The 19,968-nt window shown below is 69.0% G+C and carries 15 protein-coding genes and 1 pseudogene; 4 read left to right on the plus strand and 12 right to left on the minus strand.

The window, feature by feature from the left end; translation table 11 throughout:
- Positions 1–78: 78 nt before the first annotated feature.
- Positions 79–591: pseudogene (locus tag ABE957_RS14730) on the minus strand (recombinase family protein); the annotation flags it as partial.
- Positions 592–998: 407 nt separating this feature from the next.
- Positions 999–1,289, minus strand: a complete 291-nt coding sequence (locus tag ABE957_RS14735; RefSeq protein ID WP_349759418.1) for a hypothetical protein — start codon at positions 1,287–1,289, stop codon at positions 999–1,001.
- A 1,593-nt stretch (positions 1,290–2,882) separates the two neighbouring features.
- On the opposite strand from ABE957_RS14735, the gene ABE957_RS14740 reads away from it, so the two are divergent.
- Positions 2,883–3,626, plus strand: a complete 744-nt coding sequence (locus tag ABE957_RS14740; RefSeq protein WP_349759419.1) for a Crp/Fnr family transcriptional regulator — start codon at positions 2,883–2,885, stop codon at positions 3,624–3,626.
- 165 nt (positions 3,627–3,791) lie between these two features.
- On the opposite strand, the gene ABE957_RS14745 is transcribed toward ABE957_RS14740, so the two are convergent.
- From ABE957_RS14745 to ABE957_RS14780, 8 genes are all read right to left on the minus strand, one after another.
- Positions 3,792–5,201, minus strand: a complete 1,410-nt coding sequence (locus ABE957_RS14745; RefSeq protein WP_349759420.1) for an MBL fold metallo-hydrolase RNA specificity domain-containing protein — start codon at positions 5,199–5,201, stop codon at positions 3,792–3,794.
- 104 nt (positions 5,202–5,305) lie between these two features.
- Positions 5,306–6,526, minus strand: a complete 1,221-nt coding sequence (locus ABE957_RS14750; RefSeq protein WP_349759421.1) for a glycosyltransferase family protein — start codon at positions 6,524–6,526, stop codon at positions 5,306–5,308.
- On the minus strand, positions 6,523–7,443 hold the full coding sequence (locus ABE957_RS14755) for an HAD-IIB family hydrolase (protein WP_349759422.1): 921 nt from the start codon (positions 7,441–7,443) through the stop codon (positions 6,523–6,525). The genes ABE957_RS14750 and ABE957_RS14755 overlap by 4 nt, the downstream gene beginning before the upstream one ends.
- 218 nt (positions 7,444–7,661) lie before the next feature.
- Complete coding sequence (gene glyA / locus ABE957_RS14760; protein WP_349759424.1) at positions 7,662–8,930, minus strand: serine hydroxymethyltransferase; 1,269 nt, start codon at positions 8,928–8,930, stop codon at positions 7,662–7,664.
- 123 nt (positions 8,931–9,053) lie between these two features.
- Entirely contained in the window at positions 9,054–10,466 is a 1,413-nt protein-coding gene (locus ABE957_RS14765; RefSeq protein ID WP_349759425.1) for a hypothetical protein, read from the minus strand.
- Between the two features lie 117 nt (positions 10,467–10,583).
- Positions 10,584–12,011: a polyphosphate kinase gene (locus ABE957_RS14770; protein WP_349759426.1), complete on the minus strand. Its 1,428-nt coding sequence runs from the start codon at positions 12,009–12,011 to the stop codon at positions 10,584–10,586.
- Between the two features lie 7 nt (positions 12,012–12,018).
- Positions 12,019–14,625 (minus strand): ABC transporter permease, encoded by a 2,607-nt coding sequence (locus tag ABE957_RS14775; protein ID WP_349759427.1) that lies wholly within the window; start codon positions 14,623–14,625, stop codon positions 12,019–12,021.
- On the minus strand, positions 14,622–15,338 hold the full coding sequence (locus ABE957_RS14780; RefSeq protein WP_349759428.1) for an ABC transporter ATP-binding protein: 717 nt from the start codon (positions 15,336–15,338) through the stop codon (positions 14,622–14,624). Before ABE957_RS14780 ends, ABE957_RS14775 begins: the two co-directional genes overlap by 4 nt.
- On the opposite strand from ABE957_RS14780, the gene ABE957_RS14785 reads away from it, so the two are divergent.
- Positions 15,337–16,026 (plus strand): arylesterase, encoded by a 690-nt coding sequence (locus ABE957_RS14785; RefSeq protein ID WP_432765424.1) that lies wholly within the window; start codon positions 15,337–15,339, stop codon positions 16,024–16,026. The genes ABE957_RS14780 and ABE957_RS14785 overlap by 2 nt on opposite strands.
- Here the strand turns inward: ABE957_RS14785 and ABE957_RS14790 are convergent.
- Positions 16,017–16,907 carry a DMT family transporter gene (locus ABE957_RS14790; RefSeq protein WP_349759429.1) on the minus strand — a complete coding sequence of 297 codons (891 nt, stop codon included), beginning with the start codon at positions 16,905–16,907 and terminating at the stop codon, positions 16,017–16,019. The two genes, ABE957_RS14785 and ABE957_RS14790, sit on opposite strands and share 10 nt — an antisense overlap.
- An 11-nt stretch (positions 16,908–16,918) precedes the next feature.
- A complete protein-coding gene (locus ABE957_RS14795; RefSeq protein WP_349759430.1) occupies positions 16,919–17,188 on the minus strand; it encodes an Rdx family protein in 270 nt (89 codons plus the stop codon).
- A gap of 291 nt (positions 17,189–17,479) precedes the next feature.
- On the opposite strand from ABE957_RS14795, the gene ABE957_RS14800 reads away from it, so the two are divergent.
- The gene (locus ABE957_RS14800) at positions 17,480–18,556 is read left to right on the plus strand and encodes a YkvI family membrane protein (protein ID WP_349759431.1); all 1,077 of its coding nucleotides are present in this window, start codon (positions 17,480–17,482) and stop codon (positions 18,554–18,556) included.
- Positions 18,557–18,622: 66 nt separating this feature from the next.
- Positions 18,623–19,936: an MFS transporter gene (locus tag ABE957_RS14805; protein ID WP_349759432.1), complete on the plus strand. Its 1,314-nt coding sequence runs from the start codon at positions 18,623–18,625 to the stop codon at positions 19,934–19,936.
- Positions 19,937–19,968: the final 32 nt, after the last annotated feature.

Genomic DNA, 19,968 nt, shown 5'->3' on the forward strand with positions numbered 1-19,968 from the left:
GTCGGCCTCGGGCGCCGGCAGGTGCCCGAGGCCGACGGCAAGCGCTGCAGGGGAGGTTCGCGACCAACGCCAGACTGGCTACTTGTTCGGCCTGCGGGCATTGATGTCATTTTCAGAAGGCGGCTGCACGGACTGCCAGGAGTCGGTTGCAAGATCATCAGGGGTATCGGGCTGGCTGGCCTTCAAAGCGGCATAGATGGCCGTCTTGCCAACCTTGAGGCGTGCGGCGACAGCGGCCTGTCCCGCCTTGGCGCGATTACCAAACGGGGCGCGCTCGAACTGCCCCACGGCGCCGAATACATGGAAGAGAAGACGCCCACCGGGCGTGGTGGTATCGATGCTTTCGGTCAGCGAACGAAACTCGACACCACGGGCCTCCAGGGCACTGATCACCTCGATCCGAGGTGGCGGCGAACGTCCCGGCCGACCCAGTCGCCACACGATCAACACATCCCCGTCGCGTAGGAGCTCCAGGGCAGCTGCAGGCCCGGTCGGTCCGCCTTGGCCCCGGAGACGGTGTCGTCGAAGACCCGCTCGCCCCCGGCCTTGCGCCGCACATGTCTGCAAGGAAGTGTCCTGCTCCGCTGTCGAGACCCGTGTGTACCGATCAGCGCCATAGACCGCCCCTTTGGTCCGTTATTCCGTGCGTCTATCTTGTTGTCCGAAAAACCGTCAAACGAGCGTATTCGCGGACATTGTCCAGAATGACCGGCTAACGATCATTTTCCGAACAAGGCGGCATTGTGCACGGGAAGATCGTGCATAGGGCGGCTGACACGACTCATTCACGAATCCGCTACACAACGGGCAGTTTGCCCGATGCATTGGTGCAATCGTCTTCTGATAGAGGACATGGAGCGGAATCGAATAAGCGTCACCCACGGAAATACGCGGCTCACAAGAAAGCGGGCGAAGAAGGTACCGCCTTCTCCGCCCGCCACGTATCGATGATCGTGATCGCCAGGCCCCCTGGCCAGGCTGCTGGCGCTCTGTCGCTATCAGATCTCTTCCCAGAGCCGTTGCTTGAAGTCCTCGGGAAGTTCCACCACCTTGCCCAAGCGCGCCATGTGAGCGTCGGTCATGTCCTTGGCGACCTCGTGGTAACAGCTGTGCAGGGAAGCAGAATCCGCAAGAGACCTGGCACCGGCAAGACAGCTCCATACCTTGGCATTCGAGAGCGTGCAGGCATTCAGGAACTCGGTCTCGACCTCCACGGCCTCGAGTACCGATTCCATCCAGGCACGCTGCAGCCTGGCCAGCGGATGCGAGGCGTCCATCCAGTGATGCATCCACCAGTCGAACACCGGCTGAGAGGCCTGGGCGACACTCGCCGGCAAGGCTGTGACGGCAAGGGGAGACGCCGTCGGTGTCACTTGGGGTTTCACTTGGAGAGCCACGCTCGCTTCCGGAGTGACTTCGGACGTTGAGTGATCCAGGGACACTTGTTTAACGGTTGACATCTTCACACTCTCATGAACGGAGGGGGGTTGGTTCGTCCTTGAGTGTAGCGGTGGCCGCCCGAAACAGTCAGACAATTTGAGCACGAGGATATCTTTGTCTTGCATTACCTCGACCGCGCGATACCCGCGGTGGGAGGGGGAGTGCGGGTGCCGCGCCACCACTCAACAAGCCTGTTCAAACGCTATCGAACCGTCCTTCTGACCGCCACTCGCGCTGGCGGTCCGCTGCGCCGCGCTGAGCCGGAAAAAAACCGGGAAAAATTAACCTACGTTAGCAGACGCTGCCGGCCTCGGCGGCTAGCCTGAGCCAGTGCCATGGCATGCAACGCAGAATCCTTCTGGCCATCAACGCAGCACACCAGAACGAGGCGCATCATGAACACTGCAATGGTCAGCAGCCGAAGCGATCATTCGCCCATGAAGAAACGCCAACCGTCAGGCGTTATCACCTCGGTCGAAGAGCTCCTGAGGCTGGCCAATGACCATGAACACCACGAATTCCATCGTTATCGCTGGCTATCCCTACGCTTTCTGGCCTTCCACACCGGCATCAGTCGGCTCTTGGCGGCCCTGTCGGTCGAGAGTCAGCAACGGATCCAGGCCCTGATCGTGGTATCGGCAGCGTTGCCGGTGCGAGACCCCGTGCTTCGAGATCCGGCCACGCAGGCCTGGCCCCCCCCTCTCTGCAACGGGCCAGCTTCTTCATCCACGACGAAGAACAGGCGGCCCGGGAGCTCAGTCGGGCAGTGCTCGAGGAGTGGCGGTCGCGCCGCTTCTATGAGCGACTGCAGGCATACAAGGCCATCCCCGCCCTGGATGCCCTGTTGAATGCCTGCATCGGTCAGGCCCAGGTACAGCTCCAGATTCTGCAGGAAGCCGAGGATCAGCTGCCAACGCGGCCCGGCCCGCCTCGCGGGATCATACGATAAGGCGTCTCGTCGGGAATGACGACGACGCCGGCCTTCCAAGGAGCCGCCGGATCGCCCCCGCGCCACCACCTCAGGCGCCCAGCGCTTCGCCAGTCCTGTCCCCGGCACGATGCCCAGGGCTCTCGCAGTTAGCATTGTCGCTCAAAGCTGATGCGTCGACAGGTCTGCGAGGAGGCGCTGTGGCCCCGTCCCTGGGCGCTACTGTTGCCCTGCGGCGCTCTCGCATCCTGCTTCGCTTGCAGGACCGGTGCTGGCCATCCATGGCCAGCCCGTTCGGAGGAATCCTCCTCACCCCTGGCAAAAGACCTCCTCTTCGACCTGCCCCGGCGCTCCTCGTCATTCCAACTGCGATTGCCCTGGCACGATGCCTCAGCGCAGTTTCCTGGGGCGACCATTAGACTGGAAAATAGACGCCGCCATCCTGACGCCGTCAATCATGCTGGCGGCAGGGGTGCGTTCGCACACCGCCGTCAACGAGCCGGAAGGAGATGGAATGAGCCTCTTCCTGACCACCATGGGTCGCTATGTCGACCTGCAGGAATCGGAGACACGGCTGCTGGCCAGCTTCGAGCAGATCCCGGCCGACGTGAAGAAGCATGAGCGGCTGTGGCGCGCTCGCGCCAAGGTCGGCGAGCTATTCATCCTGCAGGAGGGCTGGGCCTGCACCATCCGCCCCACCCCGGACGGCGAGCAACAGGTGATCGAGTTGCAGCTGCCCGGAGATATCATCGGACTGAGGGAATTCACCTTCATGCGGCACGCGACCGAGGCTAGCATGATCACTCCAGGCAGGATCCAACCATTCCCTCACGAGAATATCGTCGATATCATCGCGGCCTCCACGCCCCTGGCCATCGCGCTGTTTGCCTATATCAGCCGTCAGGAAGCTCTCCTCACCGAACGGATGCTGATCACCTTCCATCACAGTGCGCGCGCACGGGTCTTGCATTTCATGCTCGAGACCTTCTATCGCCTCAAGAAGGTACAACACGTCGAGCTAGCATCATTCGAGTTTCCCATTTCCCAGCGGCTGCTGGGCAACATCCTGGGCCTGACCCCGGTGCATATCAATCGCATCCTCAAAACGCTGGAGCTGGATCGCGTACTGAAGAAGCATCGTCACCACGTCGAGGTCTATAACCCGACGCGGCTGATCGCAGAAGCCGAGCTCGACGGCGACTACCTGAGCGATGAAGTGAACGGCTTGAAGGAGCGGCTGGTGCTGCTCCGGCACTAGATTTGCTTGGCCGATACCCACCACAAAAAACGCCCCCACGAGGAAACGCCTTCACACCTGGTGCGCCACTCCATCACCGGGTGCCGTCGTCTTCTGAAAATGGCCATGGAGGCCCAGGCGTTTCCAGGCCGGACAGAAGTCGAACAGGCCGGTGAGGTTATACACCTAGAGCTCGAGGCGCTCACCGAAGACAGGGATCTCGGCCTCGATGCCGCTCTGTTCGAGCAGCGTCTGCAGCGCCTGCTGGGCGCCGGGTTCGCCGTGCACCAGGTAGACGCGAGGCCGATGGCGGAAGGCCCCGACCCAGCCCAGTAGCTGGGTCTGGCCGGCATGGGCCGAGAAGCCGCCGATGGTATGCACCCGGGCCTTGACCGCCAGGTCCTGCCCCATCACGCGGATCCGCTCGGCGCCGTCGACGATCTGGCGCCCCAGCGTGCCCCCCGCCTGGAAGCCGACGATCACCAGCCGGGTGCTGGGCTTCTCGAGGTTGTAGCGGAAGTGGTGGAGGATGCGTCCGCCGTTGCACATTCCGGCGCCGGCGATGATGATCGCCCCGCCGTGGATGCGGTTGATGGCCATCGACTCCTCCACCGTGCGCGTCATGCGCAGGATCGGCAGATAGCGGCTGGTATCGCCGCTGGCGGCCACGTTGAGCACCTTGAGGTCGTCGGGATCCAGGGACTTGCGGGCGCGGTGGTAGAGCTCGGTGACCTTGATCGCCATGGGGCTGTCGAGGAACACCAGCTGCTGGCGCAGCCGACCCTCGTGGTAGAGCACGCTCAGGTGGTAGAGGATCTCCTGGGTGCGCCCCACGGCGAAGGCGGGAATCAGCACGTTGCCGCCCGCCGCATGGGCCTCCTCCAGCACCTGGGCAAACTCCTCGAGGGTCTCGTCCAGGGGCCGGTGGTCGCGGTCGCCGTAGGTGCTCTCCATCAGCACCAGGTCCGCTTCAAAGAGCTTCTCGGGATCCTTCATCAGCACCGAGCTTGAGTTGCCCAGGTCCCCCGAGAAGACCAGGCGCCGCGTCTGGCCGCCCGAGGGCACGGCCAGCTCGACGATGGCCGAGCCCAGGATGTGCCCGGCATCGTGGAACACCAGGGTGACGCCGCCCGGAAGCGTCACGGGCTGGCCGTAGCCATGGGAGGTGCAGAGCGACAGGGTGCGCTCGACGTCCTTCAGCTCGTAGAGCGGCTCGATCAGCGGCTTGCCGTTGCGCTTGCGCCACTTGTTCTCCCACTCGACGTCCTTGGCCATGATGAAGGCGGCGTCCTGCAGCATGATCTCCAGCAGGTCGCGGGTGCCGCGGGTGCAGTGGATCGGCCCGTCATAGCCCTCGCGGACGAGCTTCGGCAGCAGCCCCGAGTGGTCGAGGTGGCCGTGGGAGAGCACCACCGCCTCGAGCTCGCCGGGCAGGCGACCGAAGGAGCGGGCGTTGGCCTCATCGGCATCGCCGCCGCCCTGGTGCAGGCCGCACTCCAGCAGCAGCCGGTGGGTACGACGATCGCCGTCTACCTCGAGGAGGTAGCGGGAACCGGTGACTTCCTTGACCGCGCCCTGAAAGGTCAGTGTCGACATGCTCTCGCTCCCGGTGGCTGGCGTGGCGGAAGAGTCACCGCCTTGGCGGCACCTCTCCCCTGCCCTCAGCATAACGGATGCGCGATACATCGGCGTCGACGCGGCTAGACCTCCCCGGCATGGTCGTGCTCCACCGCCTGGAACATGCGCTCCGGCAGGTCGGGGATGGCCGCCTTGACCCGGTTCCAGCTGGGGATGAAGGGTCGCTCGCCGGGGTTGTCCAGGAAGGCGCTGCCGGCCTCGAGCAGGTTGGCGGCAAAGAGCTCCACGGCCTGCTCCTCGCCATGGCGATCCAGGCTCAGGCCGTTCATCACGGCATCGTGGTCGTAGGCCTCGATCAGGTCCAGCGCCAGGCGGTAGTAGGTCGCCTTGATGGTCCGGAAGCCCTCGGCGCTGAAGGTCACGCCCTGGGTCGCCAGCTTGCGATAGAGCGACTTGGCGATGTCGAGGCTCATGCGGTTGAGCCCGCCCGTGGCGTCGTCGGCGGACACCGGCTGGTGCTTATGGTCGTAGGCGTCGGCCAGGTCCACCTGGCAGAGGCGCTTGGTGGAATAGTTGCGGTGCACCTCGGAGAGCACGCCGATCTCCAGTCCCCAGTCGGCGGGGATGCGAATGCCCTCGAGCACCTCGGTGCGCATGGCGAACTCGCCGGAGAGCGCATAGCGGAAGCTGTCCAGGTACTCCAGGTAGGGCAGTGGCCCGTGGATCGTCTTGAGGGCCCGCAGCAGCGGGGTGACCATCAGCCGCGAGACCCGGCCGTTGAGGCGCCCCTCGGCGATGCGCGGGTAGTAGCCCTTGCAGAACTCGTAGTTGAACTGGGGATGGACCACGGGATAGAAGAGCCGCGCCAGTAACCCCCGGTCGTAGGTGAGGATGTCGCAGTCGTGCAGCGCGACCACCCGCCCCCGGTTCGAGGCTTGCACATAGCCCCCGCAGTACCAGACGTTACGCCCCTTGCCGGGCTGCTGGGGCGCCAGGCTCTGGGCCTCGAGCTCGGCGTCCAGCGCCTGCAGCCGCGGGCCGTCGTGCCAGAGGATGCGGTGGCGCTGGGGGAGTCGGGCGAAGAAATCGCGGGCGCGCAGGAACTGCTCCCGGTCGGCGCGATCCAGGCCGATCACCACCTCCGCGAGGTAGGGCACCCGGGCGATCTCCTCGACGATGTGGTCGAGCGCCGGTCCCTCGAGCTCGGCGAACAGCGACGGCAAGATCAGGCTCATCGGCCGGCGGGCGGAGAACGCGACCAGCTCCGCCTCCAGGGCCTCTACCGGTCGGCGGGTCAGGTTGTGGAAGTCGGTGATGATGCCGTTCTGGTGGAAGTCGCTCATGCCGGCACCCCGTCCTCTCGCGGCCCGGGCTCGGTCGGTGGCCTGCCCTCCTCCACCGAGCTCGGTCGGCGCTCGTCTCGCCCCCACCAGTGCTCCATCCCCTCGACCCAGCCATCGGGGCCGGTGGCCAGGCTGCGATAGAGCGATGCCTGGTCCGGTGACACCTCCAGGTCATGACAGCCGCGAATCACCACCGCCTGGTCGACGACCTCGAGCATGGCGATGTCGTTGGGGCCGTCGCCCAGCGCCAGGGTCCGGGGCCGGTGGCCGCGCAGCGCCTCGAAGCGCTCGATCAGCCAGGCGACGGCGCTGCCCTTGTGGCAGTCGCCGGTGACGTGCCAGAAGCGACCGCCTCGCACCAGACGCAGGCCATCGCCCTCAAGCCCCTCGCAGAAGGCCGCGAGGGGCTCATCCCCCTCCTCCCAGATCAGCGGCTCACTGCCCTCGCGTAGCCGGGCCAGGCGGGCCTGTGGTTCCGCCAGCCCGGTGAAGTCGACCAGCGCCTCCAGGGACATCTCGCTCATGGTGGTGAAGCGCACCCCCAGCCGCTCGCGCCAGACCGCGAGGCGCTGGCGGATGAGGCCGATATCGACCCCCAGGGTCCTGATCGCCAGGCCATCGGGGCCGGGCCCCCGATCGAGCCGGGCATGACTCCAGGCGAGAGGCAGGCCCGCCAGGGCGCCGTTCTCGGCGATGAAGGGGGCGTCCTCGAGGCCGAGCTCGCGGCGCAGCGGCAGGATCTCGCTGCGGGTCTTGCTGGTCACCGGGATCACCGGCACGCCCTCGGCCTTCAGCCGGGCGAGCCAGGGCCGGGCCGGCTCCCAGTCGTAGCTGTGGTGATCGAGCAGCGAGCCGTCCAGGTCGGTGAAGACCAGGCGGGGCGGGCACGCGGAGGGCGAAGCGGCTGATGGGGTCATGGCGGGTCCGGCTCCAGGATGGTGGACGCGTCATGCCCATGCAGGGGGCGTGCCAGGGCGCGGCCGACGCACCCCGCCGCGGGCGCATGGGCCCCAAGGGCGGGGCGCAGCCGCATCGATGCACCAGAAGCGAACATGAAAACGCCCCGCCAGGGTGCATCCTGACGGGGCGTGGAGGCGGCGCGGCGTGCCCGCGTCCGACTCAGTGGCGGCGGGTGTCAGCCACGATAGACCGGCAGGCGGGCGCAGACCGCCTCGACCTTGGCCTTCACCTCGGCCTCGATGGCGGCGGTGTCGGCACCCTCGGCCATGACGTCGAGGATGTCGCAGATCCAGCCGGCGAGCTCACGACACTCGGTCTCGCCGAAGCCGCGGGTGGTCACCGCCGGGGTGCCGATGCGCAGGCCGGAGGTCACGAAGGGGCTCTGCGGATCGCCGGGCACGGCGTTCTTGTTGACGGTGATGTGGGCGCGGCCCAGGGCGGCGTCCGCGTCCTTGCCGGTCAGGCCCTGCTTGATCAGCGAGAGCAGGAAGAGGTGATCCTCGGTGCCGCCGGAGACGATGTCGAAGCCGCGCTCGATGAACACCCCGGCCATGACCTGGGCATTCTTGACTACCTGCTGCTGGTAGGTCTTGAACTCGGGCGCCATGGCCTCCTTGAAGCAGATCGCCTTGGCGGCGATGACGTGCTCCAGCGGGCCGCCCTGGCCGCCCGGGAAGACCGCGGACTGAAGCTTCTTCTCGATCGCCTCGTCGCCCTCGGCGGAGAGGATCAGGCCGCCGCGCGGGCCGCGCAGGGTCTTGTGGGTGGTGGTGGTGACCACGTGGGCGTGGGGCAGCGGCGTCGGGTAGACCCCGGCGGCCACCAGGCCGGCGACGTGCGCCATGTCGACCAGCAGGTAGGCGCCCACCTCGTCGGCGATCTCGCGGAACTTGGCCCAGTCGATGATCTGGGAGTAGGCGGAGAAGCCGGCGATGATCATCTTCGGCCGATGCTCGCGGGCCAGACGCGCCACCTCGTCGTAATCGATCAGGCCGCTGTCGTTGAGGCCGTACTGGATCGCCTCGTAGTGCTTGCCGGAGAAGTTCGGGCGCGCGCCGTGGGTCAGGTGACCGCCGGCGTCGAGGCTCATGCCGAGGATGGTGTCGCCCGGCTTGACCAGCGCCTGGAAGACCGCGCCGTTGGCCTGGGAGCCGGAGTGCGGCTGGACGTTGGCGTAGCTCGCCCCGAACAGCTCCTTGGCGTAGTCGATGGCCAGCTGCTCGACGATGTCCACGTACTCGCAGCCGCCGTAGTAGCGCTTGCCGGGATAGCCTTCCGCGTACTTGTTGGTCAGCTGGCTGCCCTGGGCCTCCATGACCCGCGGGCTCGCGTAGTTCTCGGAGGCGATCAGTTCGATGTGCGCCTCCTGACGAGCGACTTCCTTCTGCATCGCATCGAAGAGGACATCATCGAAACCGGCAATCTGCATGTCACGGCTGAACATCGGCGGGAAACCTCGCATCACGGGAGAATCTGGGGGCGCCCATGATACCCCAGGCCCCGGCGGCTTTCACATGAAAGCCGATCACGGGCCACCGTCGAATCGTTCAAGCGCCCGGCCCTCGGCTCAGCGGCTTTCCACGCGCATCTCCAGGCGCTCCGGCAGCGCCAGGGGGTCGGCGGAGAGCGCCTCGAGCTCGCTCTCGGCGGGCAGGGTCAGGGCGATGGCAAGCTCGCTGGCCTCGCCCTCCATCATCGCCACCAGGCCGGTGAAGAGCGCCTCGATCTCCGGGCCGAGCATCATGCCGAACCCCTGGGCCTGGGTGCGCGCCTGCGCCAGGAACTCCGCCTCGCTGACGCCCTGGCTGGCCGCCATGATCGTCGGCAGCCGCCCGAAGAGTCCCAGATCGGTGAGCGTGGCGTCGATCTGCCCGCCGAGCAGGGTCAGCCCCTCCAGGCTCTCCATGCGGGCCAGGAACGCGGCGGGCGTCACGCCCTCGGGCAGACGCACCGGCAGGTCGGCGTCCAGCGCCCAGCCGAAGGCCTCGTCGGCGGTGAGCGTCAGCTCGCCCAGCAGCCGGCTGGCCGTCTCGCCCGACTCCCAGCGCCCGGAGGAGTCGGCGTCGATGCGCAGCCGCCCGCTGCCGTCGGTCAGCACGTTGCTGAGCATGCGCAGCCGCGTGCGCTCCGCCTCCGGGGCCAGGGCGATCATCCGTGCCAGATCGAGATCCAGCGCCTCGAGCCGGAAGCCGCCCTCGCCATCGGTCATGTCGCCATCGGCCTCGAGCGACGACAGGGACGCCACGAGCCGATCGAAATCGATGGCCAGGTCGCGCACCTCGAGGCGATCGAGCTCGCGATCCTCTTCCGCGCCCTCGAGGCCGCGCAGTCCCTCCACCCGGGCGAAGGCCAGGGAGAAGGTGCCGCTGCCGAACTCGTCGTCGCCCGCGGCCTTGCCCTTCACCCCGCTGACCTCCAGGGCGTCGAGGGCGTCGCGGCTCACTCCCGCGGCCTGCAGGCGCTCGATGGCGATCCGCCCGCGGCCCTCGCCGAACTCCTTGCCCAGCTCCTGCCCGGCGAACTCGGCGACAAGCGCCTCGACGGTGAGCCCCTCGACCGTGACGTCCGCCGGCCAGGTCTCCTCGTGCAGGGGCAGGACCGCCCGGGACGGCGCGTCAAGCAGCAGCGTCTCGGCGGCGAGCCGCGACTGCTCGCGACCGGGTGTCTCCAGGCGAATGCCCTCGATGCGCACCTCGTCGGGGCGGTCGTAGTCGCCGCTGACCACGTAGCGATCGAGCCACAGCTGCTGGCCATCGGGGCCGGCGAAATGCAGATCGTGGGCGGTGACGCGATCGCGAATCAGCGCCTCCTCGACCTCGCCGATCGTAAGCGTGCCCTCATCGGCGAACAGCGCCCGAAGATCGGCCTCCAGCCGCTCGGTCGGGCCGCGTTCGGTCGGGCCGTGTTCATCGGCCAGCGCCGGCAGGAAGATCGACAGCGACAGCGCGGCCAGCAGGGCCTGGCGGGACATCGAAAGCATGGCAACACCTCTCGAACCTGGGGGAAATAGACGTTGGGGAAATAGGGCGTGTAATACGGTGGGTGGGGAATGGCGTGCGCTGGCAGTCTAGCCGCCTCGCGCCGGCCCGGGCCAGGCTCAGCACGGCGCGGCCAGGCGCGCTTCCAGCCGCTGATTGATGAGCTCGAACAGGGCGAGACGCGAGGCGCGCTTGTCGTCGCAGGCGATCAGCGACCACTCGGCGCCCGGCGCCTGGGTGCGGGCGAACATCTCGTCGATGGCCACCCGGTAGTCCTCCCAGCGCTCGCGGTTACGCCAGTCCTCATCGGTGAGCTTATGACGCTTATGGGGCGTGGCGGCCCGGGCCTCGAAGCGGCGCAGCTGCTCCTCCTGGCTGATGGAGAGGAACAGCTTGCCGAGCACGGCCCCGTGACCCAGCAGCTGGCGCTCGAACTCGCGGATCTCTGCATAGGCGCGCCGCCACGCCGCCTCGGAGGCTAGCCCCTCGACCCGCTCCACCAGCACCCGGCCGTACCAGCTGCGATCGAAGATGGCGATGCGCCCGTCGGCCGGCAGGCGACGCCAGAAGCGCCAGGCCCAGGGCTTCGCGAGTTCCTCATCGCTGGGGGCGGCGATGCGGTGAACCCGGTACTGGCGGGCGTCCAGCGCCGCGGTGAGGCGATGAATGCCGCCGCCCTTCCCCGCCGCATCGAGCCCCTCGAAGGCGAGCACCACCGGGATGCGCCGACGGGCCAGCTCCCGGGCGTTACGGGCCAGCCGGCCCTGCGCCTCGACCAGCGCGGCGGCGTAGCTCGCCTTCTTCATGGGCGCCGAAACCCGGGGCTCGGCGCAGCGGATCGAGGGGGCCTCGAGGGCCTCGTCGACCGGCGCCTGCTTCACGACGCGGGGCGGGGCCGGCGCCGCGGTCAGGGTCTCGTGCAACAGGCCCGCCAGCTGCTCGAGCTGCGCCGCCGGGTCGCGGAAGGCGAGCCGGCGCCAGGGCGCGTGCTCGGCGGCGGTGGCCTCGCGCATCTCGCGCCCCAGGGCGTCGATGACGCCATGCTGCTGATGGCGCTGCCAGTCGCTGGCTCCGAGCTGCCAGGCGCGCGCCGGGTCGGCCTGCAGCGCCTGCAACTGGCGGCGCTGGACGGGCCGCTCGATGTCCATCCACAGCTTGAGCAGCACCACGCCCTCGGCGGCGAGCTCCGCCTCGAAGGCGCGGATCTCCGCCAGCCGGTCCCGGAAGGCGCCCGGCGAGAGGCGTCGCTCGGCCCGGGCGAAGAGGGCATCGCCGTACCAGCCGTGGATGAAGATGCCGATGCGTCCGCGATCGGGCAGGCGGCGCCAGAAGCGCCACCAGTAGGGGCGCTCCTGCTCCTCGCTGCTGGGCGCCAAGGCGTGCACCTCGGTGTGGCGATTATCCAGCCAGTGATCGAGCTCGTTGACCAGCCGCCCCTTGTGGGTGACGGCGTGCCCGGTCAGCAGCACGACCACCGCCCGCTCGCGGCGGTCGGCGAGGTCTAGCTGCGCCTCGAGCAGGCGGGCGCGCAGGGTGTGAGTCGTCATCGTCACCTCAGGCCTCGCCGAGCAGGCCGAGGCTCGCCGCCGGGGCCTGGCGACGCAGGCCCCGGGAGAGCAGGTGGCCGATGACGCCGATCAGCACGGCCCCCGCCAGCGGCAGGGTCAGCCACAGCCCCCAGTGGAAGCGCGGCGCCAGGTCGAACCAGGCGAGATAGATCCCGGCGGCGGCGAGCTCCGCCAGCAGGGCGCCCATCAGGCCGCTGGCGAAGCCGAGCACGGCGAACTCGGCCGCCTGCATCCGCGAGAGCAGACGATTGCCGGCGCCGAACACCCGCAGCAGGCCGCTCTCGTGGGCCCGCACCGGCAGGCTCGCCGTCAGCGAGGCATAGAGCACGCTGATACCCGCCAGCAGCACGAAGCCGAGCACCAGCTCCACCGCCCGGGTGACCTGGGTCAGCACCTCGCGCACCTGGCCGAGGATGGCCTCCACGTCGAGCAGGGTGACCCCCGGGAACGCGCGCACCAGCTCGCGCAGCAGGTCGCGATCGTCGTCGCCGAGGTGGAAGGCGGTGATGAAGCTGTGACCGAAACGCTCCAGCACCCCGGGCGGGAAGATCACGTAGAAGTTGGGCCGGAAGCTCTCCCAGTCGAGGCTGCGCAGGCTCGTCACCTCGCCGACCACTTCGTCGCTGCCGATGGTGAAGGTCACCTGATCGCCGAGGGCGAGGCCGAGACGCGCGGCCAGGCCGTCCTCCACCGAGATCGGCACCGCCGAGCCGTCGGCCGCCGAATCCTCCGCCGCCGGGCGCGGTTCGGCGGCCATCTCGTCGAGCCATCCCGCCGGCTCGCCGTCGGCGAACCACTGCCCGGCCACCACCCGGTTGCCCTCGGGCAGGGTCTCGCGCCAGGTCAGGTTGAGCTCGCGGCGCAGGGCGTTGTCGCCGCGCGATTCGGCCGGCACGGCCTCCTGGGGGACCTCGCCGTCGATGGCGCTGATGCGCCCACGGACCATGGGGTAAAGGGCGCTGCGCGCGTCCGCGGCGCCGGCCAGGGCCGCCTCGAAGGCGTTCCTCTCCTGGGGCTGGATGTTGATGGCGAAGTGGTTAGGCGTATCCTCCGGCAGCTGGGCCTGCCAGGTGCTGAGCAGGTCGCCGCGCACCAGGGCGATCATCGCCACGGCGAAGAAGGTCACCGAGAAGGCCAGCAGCTGGCCGAGGCTCGCCCGGCGTCGCCGCGCCAGCTGCTGGCCGCCCAGGCGCACGGCCGTGATCAGCCCCTCCGCCTTGCCGCCCTCCCGGGGCAGGCGCGCGGTGGCGCGCAGCACCAGGGCCAAGAGCATCCCGCCGAGCCCCCAGAGCACCGCCAGCATCACCAGGCCGCCGAGCAGCAGGCCGGCCGCGAGCCCCGGATCGCCGGAGTAGAGCCACAGCAGGCCGCCGAAGACCAGCGCCGCCACGCCCACCACCAGCCAGGCCGAGGGCGGGAGCGGGTCGAGCTCGCGGCGCAGCACCTTGAGGGCACTGACCCGCTTCAGGCGCAAGAGGGTGGGTCCGGCGAAGCCGGCCAGCACCGCCAGGGCGGTGAAGACCCCGAGCCACAGCGGCAGCATCCCCGGGGCGGGCAGGCTGAACGGCAGGAAGGTCGCGAGCAGCCGCACCAGCAGCGCCTGACCGGCCAAGCCCAGCAGGGCGCCCAGCGCCGAGGCCGCCAGCGCCAGCCACGCCAGCTGCAGCACGAAGAGCCGCAGCAGTTCGCGCTGGGTGGCACCGAAGCAGCGCAAGAGCGCCGCGGTATCCAGGTGGCGATCGACGTAGCGGCGGGTCGACATGGCCACGGCCACCCCGGCCAGCAGCACGGCGGCGAGCCCCGCCAGGCCCAGGTACTTCTCGGCCCGCGCCAGGGCATTGCCGAGCGAAGGACGGTCGCGACGCACGTCACGCACCTCCACGCCCTCGCGGCGCAGCCGCTCGAGCAGCGGCTCGACCCGCGCCACCGCCTCGGCGCTGCCGGCGGCCAGCAGCTCGAACTCCACTCGAGAGCCCTCCTGGACGAGGCCGGTGGCGTCCAGGTCGTCGACATGCATCATCAGCCGCGGATTGAAGCTGCCGAAGCCGGCCGACTGGTCGGGCTCGCGCTCGATGATCCCGCCGACCGCAAGCTCGGTCTGCCCCAGGCGGACCCGATCGCCCACCTCGAGCTCCATCAACAGCGCCAGGCGCGGCGCCACCCAGGCCTCGCCCGGCGCCGGGCCGCGGGGCAGCGCCTCGACGCCGTCGCCGCGATCCACCTGGGCCGTGCCGTAGTGGGGATAGACGCTATCGACGACCTTGAGGCTGGCCGGCTGGAAGGCGTCGCCGCGGCTGACCATGGAGACCATGTCGATCTGGTCGGAGAGCGTCAGGCCGGCCGCCTCGAGGGCCTCGCGGATCTCGGCGCCGAAGGGACGCCCCTGCTCCAGCACCACGTCGCCGCCGGAGAGCTGGCCGGCCTGACGGGTCAGGCCGCGGTCGAGGCGATCGAGGAAGAAGCCGATCATGGTGGAGGCCGCCACGGCCAGCGCCAGCGCCAGCGCCAGGGCGCGTACGTCGGAGGCGCGCAGGTCGCGGATCAGGCCGCGCGCCGAGAGGCGCAGCAGGGTCGGCCAAGCGGTGCGACTCATGCCATTACCTCCTCGGGGGCCATCTCGACCAGCCGGCCGCCCTCCAGGCGCAGGCAGCGATCGCAGCGCCGCGCCAGGGCGTGGTCATGGGTCACCAGCACCAGGGTGGTGCCGGCCTCGCGATTGAGGGAGAAGAGCGCCTCGATGATGCGCTCGCCGGTAACCGGGTCCAGGTTGCCGGTGGGCTCGTCGGCGAACACCAGGTCGGCCCCGGTGACGAAGGCCCGGGCCAGGGCCACGCGCTGCTGCTCGCCGCCGGAGAGCTGCTTGGGCAGATGATCCAGGCGCTCACCGAGGCCGACGCGCTCGAGCCACTCCCGGGCCCGCGCCTCGGCGCCGGGGCTCGGCGAGAGTTCCAGCGGCAGCAGCACGTTCTCCAGCGCCGTCAGGGTGGGCAGCAGCTGGAAGTTCTGGAACACGAAGCCCACCCGCCCGGCGCGCAGCGAGGCCCGACCATCCTCGTCGAGGGCACGCAGCGACTGGCCGAACAGCTCAAGCTCCCCGCCGCTCGGCGTATCCAGCCCCGCCAGCAGCCCGAGCAGGGTCGACTTGCCGGCGCCGCTCTGGCCGAGGATCGCCACGCTCTCGCCGGGGAACACCGAGAGGCAGAGACCACTCAGAATGGTCAGTCGCCGCTCGCCGCTCTCGACCTGCTTGGAGAGCGCGTCGGCGTGTAGAATCGGATCGATACCCGGGCGAGAGGAGATGGACATGGCGAAGGGCTTCCCTGTGAATGCGTTGGGCCGGCAGGCGGCGCTGACACTCTCCGCACTATGGCTGGCGCTGGTGCTGATGCTGGCAGGTGCCACGGCGCTGGCGGCATCGCGCCCGGTGGTGCTGGTGATGGGCGACAGCCTGAGCGCGGCCTACGGCATCGAGCAGCGGGCCGGCTGGGTCAGTCTGCTGCAGGCCCGCCTGGACGGAAAGGCGCACGTCGTCAACGCCAGCATCAGCGGCGAGACCTCGAGCGGCGCCGCCGCCCGGCTTCCCGACCTTCTCGGACAGCATCGCCCCGAGATCGTTGTCCTCGAGCTCGGCGGCAATGACGGCCTGCGCGGCCTGCCGCCGGGGCAGATGCGCGCCAACCTGGCAGATATGATCGAGGCCAGCCAGGCGGCGGACGCCGAGGTGCTGCTGCTCGGCATCGACATCCCGCCCAACTACGGGCGGGCCTACCGCGACGCCTTCACCGGGGTCTTCACGCGGCTCGCCGATCGGCACGACCTGCCGCTGGTGCCCTTCCTGCTTGAGGGCGTGGCCCTCGACGAGGAGCTGATGCAGGACGACGGCATCCACCCCACCGCTGCCGCCCAGCCCCGCATCCTGGAGAACGTCTGGCCCGCGCTCGCGCCGCTGCTCGAAGAGAGCGGCGTGGCACTGGCCGCGCTTGCTCAGGACTGAGTCGCGGCCGCGGGACTCTTCTGCCACTGCTGCAGCCCCAGGCCGCCCAGGATCAGCACCAGGCCCACCAGGGTGGAGGGCAAGATCGGCTCGCCGACCACCAGATAGAGCAGCAGCAGCGAGACCGGCGGCGACAGGAAGATCAGGTTCGAGACCTTCGCCGTCCGCGACACCTTGTGCACCGCCAGCTGCCAGAGCACGAAGGCAATGCCCATCTCGAACAGCCCCACATAGACGCCGGCGCCGAGCCCCGCCCAGCCGTGCCACTCGAAGCCCGGCCCGAGCAGCAGCAGAAGCGTCAGCACCGGCACCCCGACGCTGAAGTTCTGCCACTGGCCGACCAGCGCCGGGCGGCGATCGCGGGCGTTGAGCAGCCAGTAGAGCGCCCAGAACAGCGTCGAGGCGAGCGCCAGGCCGACCCCCAGCGGATCGGCGAAGGCCACATCGAAGACCGCCCCGCGGGTGGCGATGACCCATACGCCCGCGTAAGCGATCAGGCCGGCGATCACGTCCATGCGGGTGAGGCGCTGACCCAGCAGCGGCACGGCCAGGAAGGCCATGGCCAGCGCCCAGGTGTAGTTGAGCGCCATCGCCTCCTGACCCGGCAGGCGGTCGTAGGCGGCGAACAGCACCAGGTAGTAGGCCACCGGGTTCATCAGCCCCGCCCAGGCCGCGGTGCGCCAGCCGCGCCGGAGCGCCTGGCGCATCAACCCCTGGCGTGCCACCAGCACGCCCATCAGCGCCCAGGAGACCAGCGAGGCGAGCCACATCAGCTCCAGCGGCGACATGTAGGCGAGCGCGACCTTGAAGGCGGTGGCCACGGTGGACCAGAGCGCCACCGCGCCCAGGCCGAAGAGCATCGCCTGGCGGTCTTGAGCCATGATCGACAGACTCATCGGTCGATGTGTCCGAGATCGCGACCCGGATCAAGGCGATCACGGACCGCCTGCTTGAGCGCCTTGACGTCGGGGAAGCCGCCGTCGCGCTTGCGCTCCCAGAGAGAGTCCTCGTCGAGGAAGATCTCGAAGTAGCCGCCGTGAGAAGGCACCAGCTCGACGCCGGCCAGCTCCTCACCGAAGGTCGACAGCAGCTCCTGGGCGTACCAGGCGCTGCGCAGCAGCCACTGGCACTGAGTACAGTAGTGAATTCTGATACGTGACACGATCCTTCCCTGTCGCAACGCTGAGTGTGGACACCCCATCCTAAGCCAACCGTGCGGCACTGTCTGCGCCGCCTCCCCCCGGGGGCCCCGCCCTTCCTCGCCTGTCCGCCGAGCGGCTGCCGACCCGGGTCGGCAGCCGGGCCCTGCACCGACCGCGGCATCTACCACCTTTGGCGAAGATACTCGGCGAAACCTCGTGTCTTAAAATAAACCTCGTTTCCTATAAGAAAAAACCAACCCATCGACTTACTTCAGCAAGGAATCCGGCGAATCATGTGGAAAATACTCAAGATGGCCAGTGCTTTCATCGGCGTCATCGTGGGGGCGGGCTTCGCCTCGGGCCAGGAGGTACTGCAGTACTTCACCAGCTTTGGCCATTGGGGAACGGCCGCCGCGGCGGTCGCCACGGCGCTGTTCGCCTACCTGGGGATGATGCTGACCCGGCTGGGCAGCCGTCACCGCACCGGCTCCCATCGGGACGTGATCTACCGGATCAGCGGTCGCCACATCGGGCGCATCGTGGACTACGTGATCATCTTCACGCTGTTCGGCGTGGGCGTGGTGATGCTCGCCGGTGCCGGCTCGATCCTCGACCAGCAGTTCGGCCTGCCCCCCGCCGTGGGTGGCCTGCTGATGACGGTGCTGGTGGCCCTCACGGTCATGCTCGACGTCGAGCGGGTGGTGGCGATGATCGGCAGCATCACCCCCTTGCTGGTGCTGGCGCTGGTGGCAGCCTGCGGCTATAGCCTGTTCACCATGGAGCGCGGCTTCGACGAGCTGGCGCCGGTGGCCGAGGCGCTGCCCTCCTCGCTGCCCCACTGGCTGGTCTCGGCGGTCAACTACGTGTCGTTCAATGTCGCCGTGGGCGCCGCCATGGCACTGGTGATGGGCGGTGCCGAAGAGGATGAGCGCATCGCCAGCTGGGGCGGACTGCTCGGCGGCGCGGGCATCGGGGTACTGATCCTGGCCAGCCACCTGGCGCTGTTCTCCCAGGTCGAGGCGGTCGCGGGCTACGCCATGCCGATGCTCTCGATCATCGATGGCATCTCGCCGTGGCTGTCGACGGTGATGTCCTTCATCCTCTTCGGCATGATCTTCAGCACCGCCACCAGCATGTTCTACGCCTTCATCGCCCGCTTCGTGGCGCTGCGCACCCCGGCCGCCCGGCGCTTCGGCCTGGCGACGCTGGCGGTGGGCTTCGTGGCGAGCTTCGTCGGCTTCACCGAACTGGTGGCGTTCTTCTATCCGCTGATCGGCTATCTGGGGCTGTTCCTGGTCGGCGCCCTGCTGCTGGCGCCGATCACCCAGGCGCGCGGCGAGCGCCGCGAGGCGCAACTGGCCGCGAGTCCCGCCGGCGTGCGCGGCTAGCCGGAGTGACAAGCGCCGGCGATGCCGCAACAATGTCGTATATTACCGACGGCGAAAGGAGCGAGCATGGCGGCCCCCGAGATCAGCCAGACCCGCCTCTACGAGAGGCTCACCGGCGACGAGGACAGCCGGATGTGCCGGGACATCCCCGACGAGGCCTGCCGGGAGCAGCCGCGCAACTTCTTCCTGCACCTCGCCGCCTCGCTGGGCAACAAGCTGGCCGATGAGCTCGCCAGCGCCCGGCTGGTGCTGCCCTGGCTGCTGGGGATGATCGGCGCGCCGCTATGGATGGTCGGCCTGCTGGTACCGATCCGCGAGGCCGGGGCGCTGCTCCCGCAGGTATTCATCGCGGGCTTCATTCGCTTGCAGCCCGAACGCAAGTGGGCCTGGGTGCTCGGCGGGGTGCTCCAGGCGATCGCCGCCGGCCTGCTGGCGCTGCTGGCCCTGTTCGGCCAGGGCAGCGTCGGCGGGGCGCTGGTGCTGGCGGCGCTGGTGGTACTGTCGCTGGCCCGGGGGATCTCGTCGATCGCCACCAAGGACGTGCTGGGCAAGACCATCGCCAAGCAGCGTCGCGGCACCCTGATGGGCTGGAGCGGCAGCGTGGCGGGGGGCGTCACTCTGGCCGCCGGCGGCGTGCTGATCCTGCTCGGCGACCGCCCCGGCGAGCTGGCGCTGGCCGCCCTGCTCGGCGTCGCGGCGCTGGGCTGGGCCGTCAATGCGTTCTGCGCGGCGCGCATCGAGGAAGTGCCGGGCACCGTGGAGGGCGGCGAGAACGCCTGGGACAGCGTCAAGACGGGCCTGCACCTGCTGCGCGACGATCGCGACTTCCTGCACTTCAATGTCGCCCGCGCCCTGCTGCTGGCCAGCGCCCTGGCGCTGCCCTACGTGGCGCTGCTGGGCCAGCAGCAGAGCGGCGCCGAACTCGGTGGCCTGGGCATCCTGATCGTGGTCTCGGGGCTGGCTGGCATGCTGGCAAGCCCGGTGTGGGGCAAGCGCGCCGACGCCTCGAGCCGACGCGTGATGCGCGACGGCGGCCTCGGCACCGCCGCCGGCTGCCTGCTCGGCGCGGCCTTCGCCTGGCTGCCCGGGGCCTGGAGCGAGACCGTCTGGCCCTATGCGCTGGTCTATGCGCTGCTGGTGATCGTCCACTCTGGCGTGCGGCTGGGGCGCAAGACCTATGTCGTCGACATGGCCGGGGCCGACAATCGGGCCCTCTATGTGGCACTCTCCAATACGCTCACCGGCGTGCTGATGCTGGCCGTGGGTGGCCTCGTCGGCCTGCTGGCCCAGTGGCTCGGCAGCGCCGGCCTGCTGGCCGTGCTGGCCCTGATGGGCCTGGCCGCCGCCGCCAGCGCGCAGCGCCTGCCCGAGGTGGAGTGATCGTCGCGCCGAGAGGCGCGTTGAAATCCGGC

The sequence above is a fragment of the Halomonas pelophila genome (assembly GCF_040196315.1).
GTDB lineage: Bacteria > Pseudomonadota > Gammaproteobacteria > Pseudomonadales > Halomonadaceae > Halomonas > Halomonas pelophila.

Excerpts from the sequence above, each read along its gene's own strand:
- ABE957_RS14735 (WP_349759418.1), bottom strand. The coding sequence starts at position 1,289 with ATGCATCACTGGATGGACGCCTCGCATCCGCTGGCCAGGCTGCAGCGT.
- ABE957_RS14740 (WP_349759419.1), top strand. The coding sequence starts at position 2,883 with ATGAGCCTCTTCCTGACCACCATGGGTCGCTATGTCGACCTGCAGGAA.
- ABE957_RS14745 (WP_349759420.1), bottom strand. The coding sequence starts at position 5,201 with ATGTCGACACTGACCTTTCAGGGCGCGGTCAAGGAAGTCACCGGTTCC.
- ABE957_RS14750 (WP_349759421.1), bottom strand. The coding sequence starts at position 6,526 with ATGAGCGACTTCCACCAGAACGGCATCATCACCGACTTCCACAACCTG.
- ABE957_RS14755 (WP_349759422.1), bottom strand. The coding sequence starts at position 7,443 with ATGACCCCATCAGCCGCTTCGCCCTCCGCGTGCCCGCCCCGCCTGGTC.
- glyA (WP_349759424.1), bottom strand. The coding sequence starts at position 8,930 with ATGTTCAGCCGTGACATGCAGATTGCCGGTTTCGATGATGTCCTCTTC.
- ABE957_RS14765 (WP_349759425.1), bottom strand. The coding sequence starts at position 10,466 with ATGCTTTCGATGTCCCGCCAGGCCCTGCTGGCCGCGCTGTCGCTGTCG.
- ABE957_RS14770 (WP_349759426.1), bottom strand. The coding sequence starts at position 12,011 with ATGACGACTCACACCCTGCGCGCCCGCCTGCTCGAGGCGCAGCTAGAC.
- ABE957_RS14775 (WP_349759427.1), bottom strand. The coding sequence starts at position 14,625 with ATGAGTCGCACCGCTTGGCCGACCCTGCTGCGCCTCTCGGCGCGCGGC.
- ABE957_RS14785 (WP_432765424.1), top strand. The coding sequence starts at position 15,337 with ATGGCGAAGGGCTTCCCTGTGAATGCGTTGGGCCGGCAGGCGGCGCTG.
- ABE957_RS14780 (WP_349759428.1), bottom strand. The coding sequence starts at position 15,338 with ATGTCCATCTCCTCTCGCCCGGGTATCGATCCGATTCTACACGCCGAC.
- ABE957_RS14790 (WP_349759429.1), bottom strand. The coding sequence starts at position 16,907 with ATGGCTCAAGACCGCCAGGCGATGCTCTTCGGCCTGGGCGCGGTGGCG.
- ABE957_RS14800 (WP_349759431.1), top strand. The coding sequence starts at position 17,480 with ATGGCCAGTGCTTTCATCGGCGTCATCGTGGGGGCGGGCTTCGCCTCG.
- ABE957_RS14805 (WP_349759432.1), top strand. The coding sequence starts at position 18,623 with ATGGCGGCCCCCGAGATCAGCCAGACCCGCCTCTACGAGAGGCTCACC.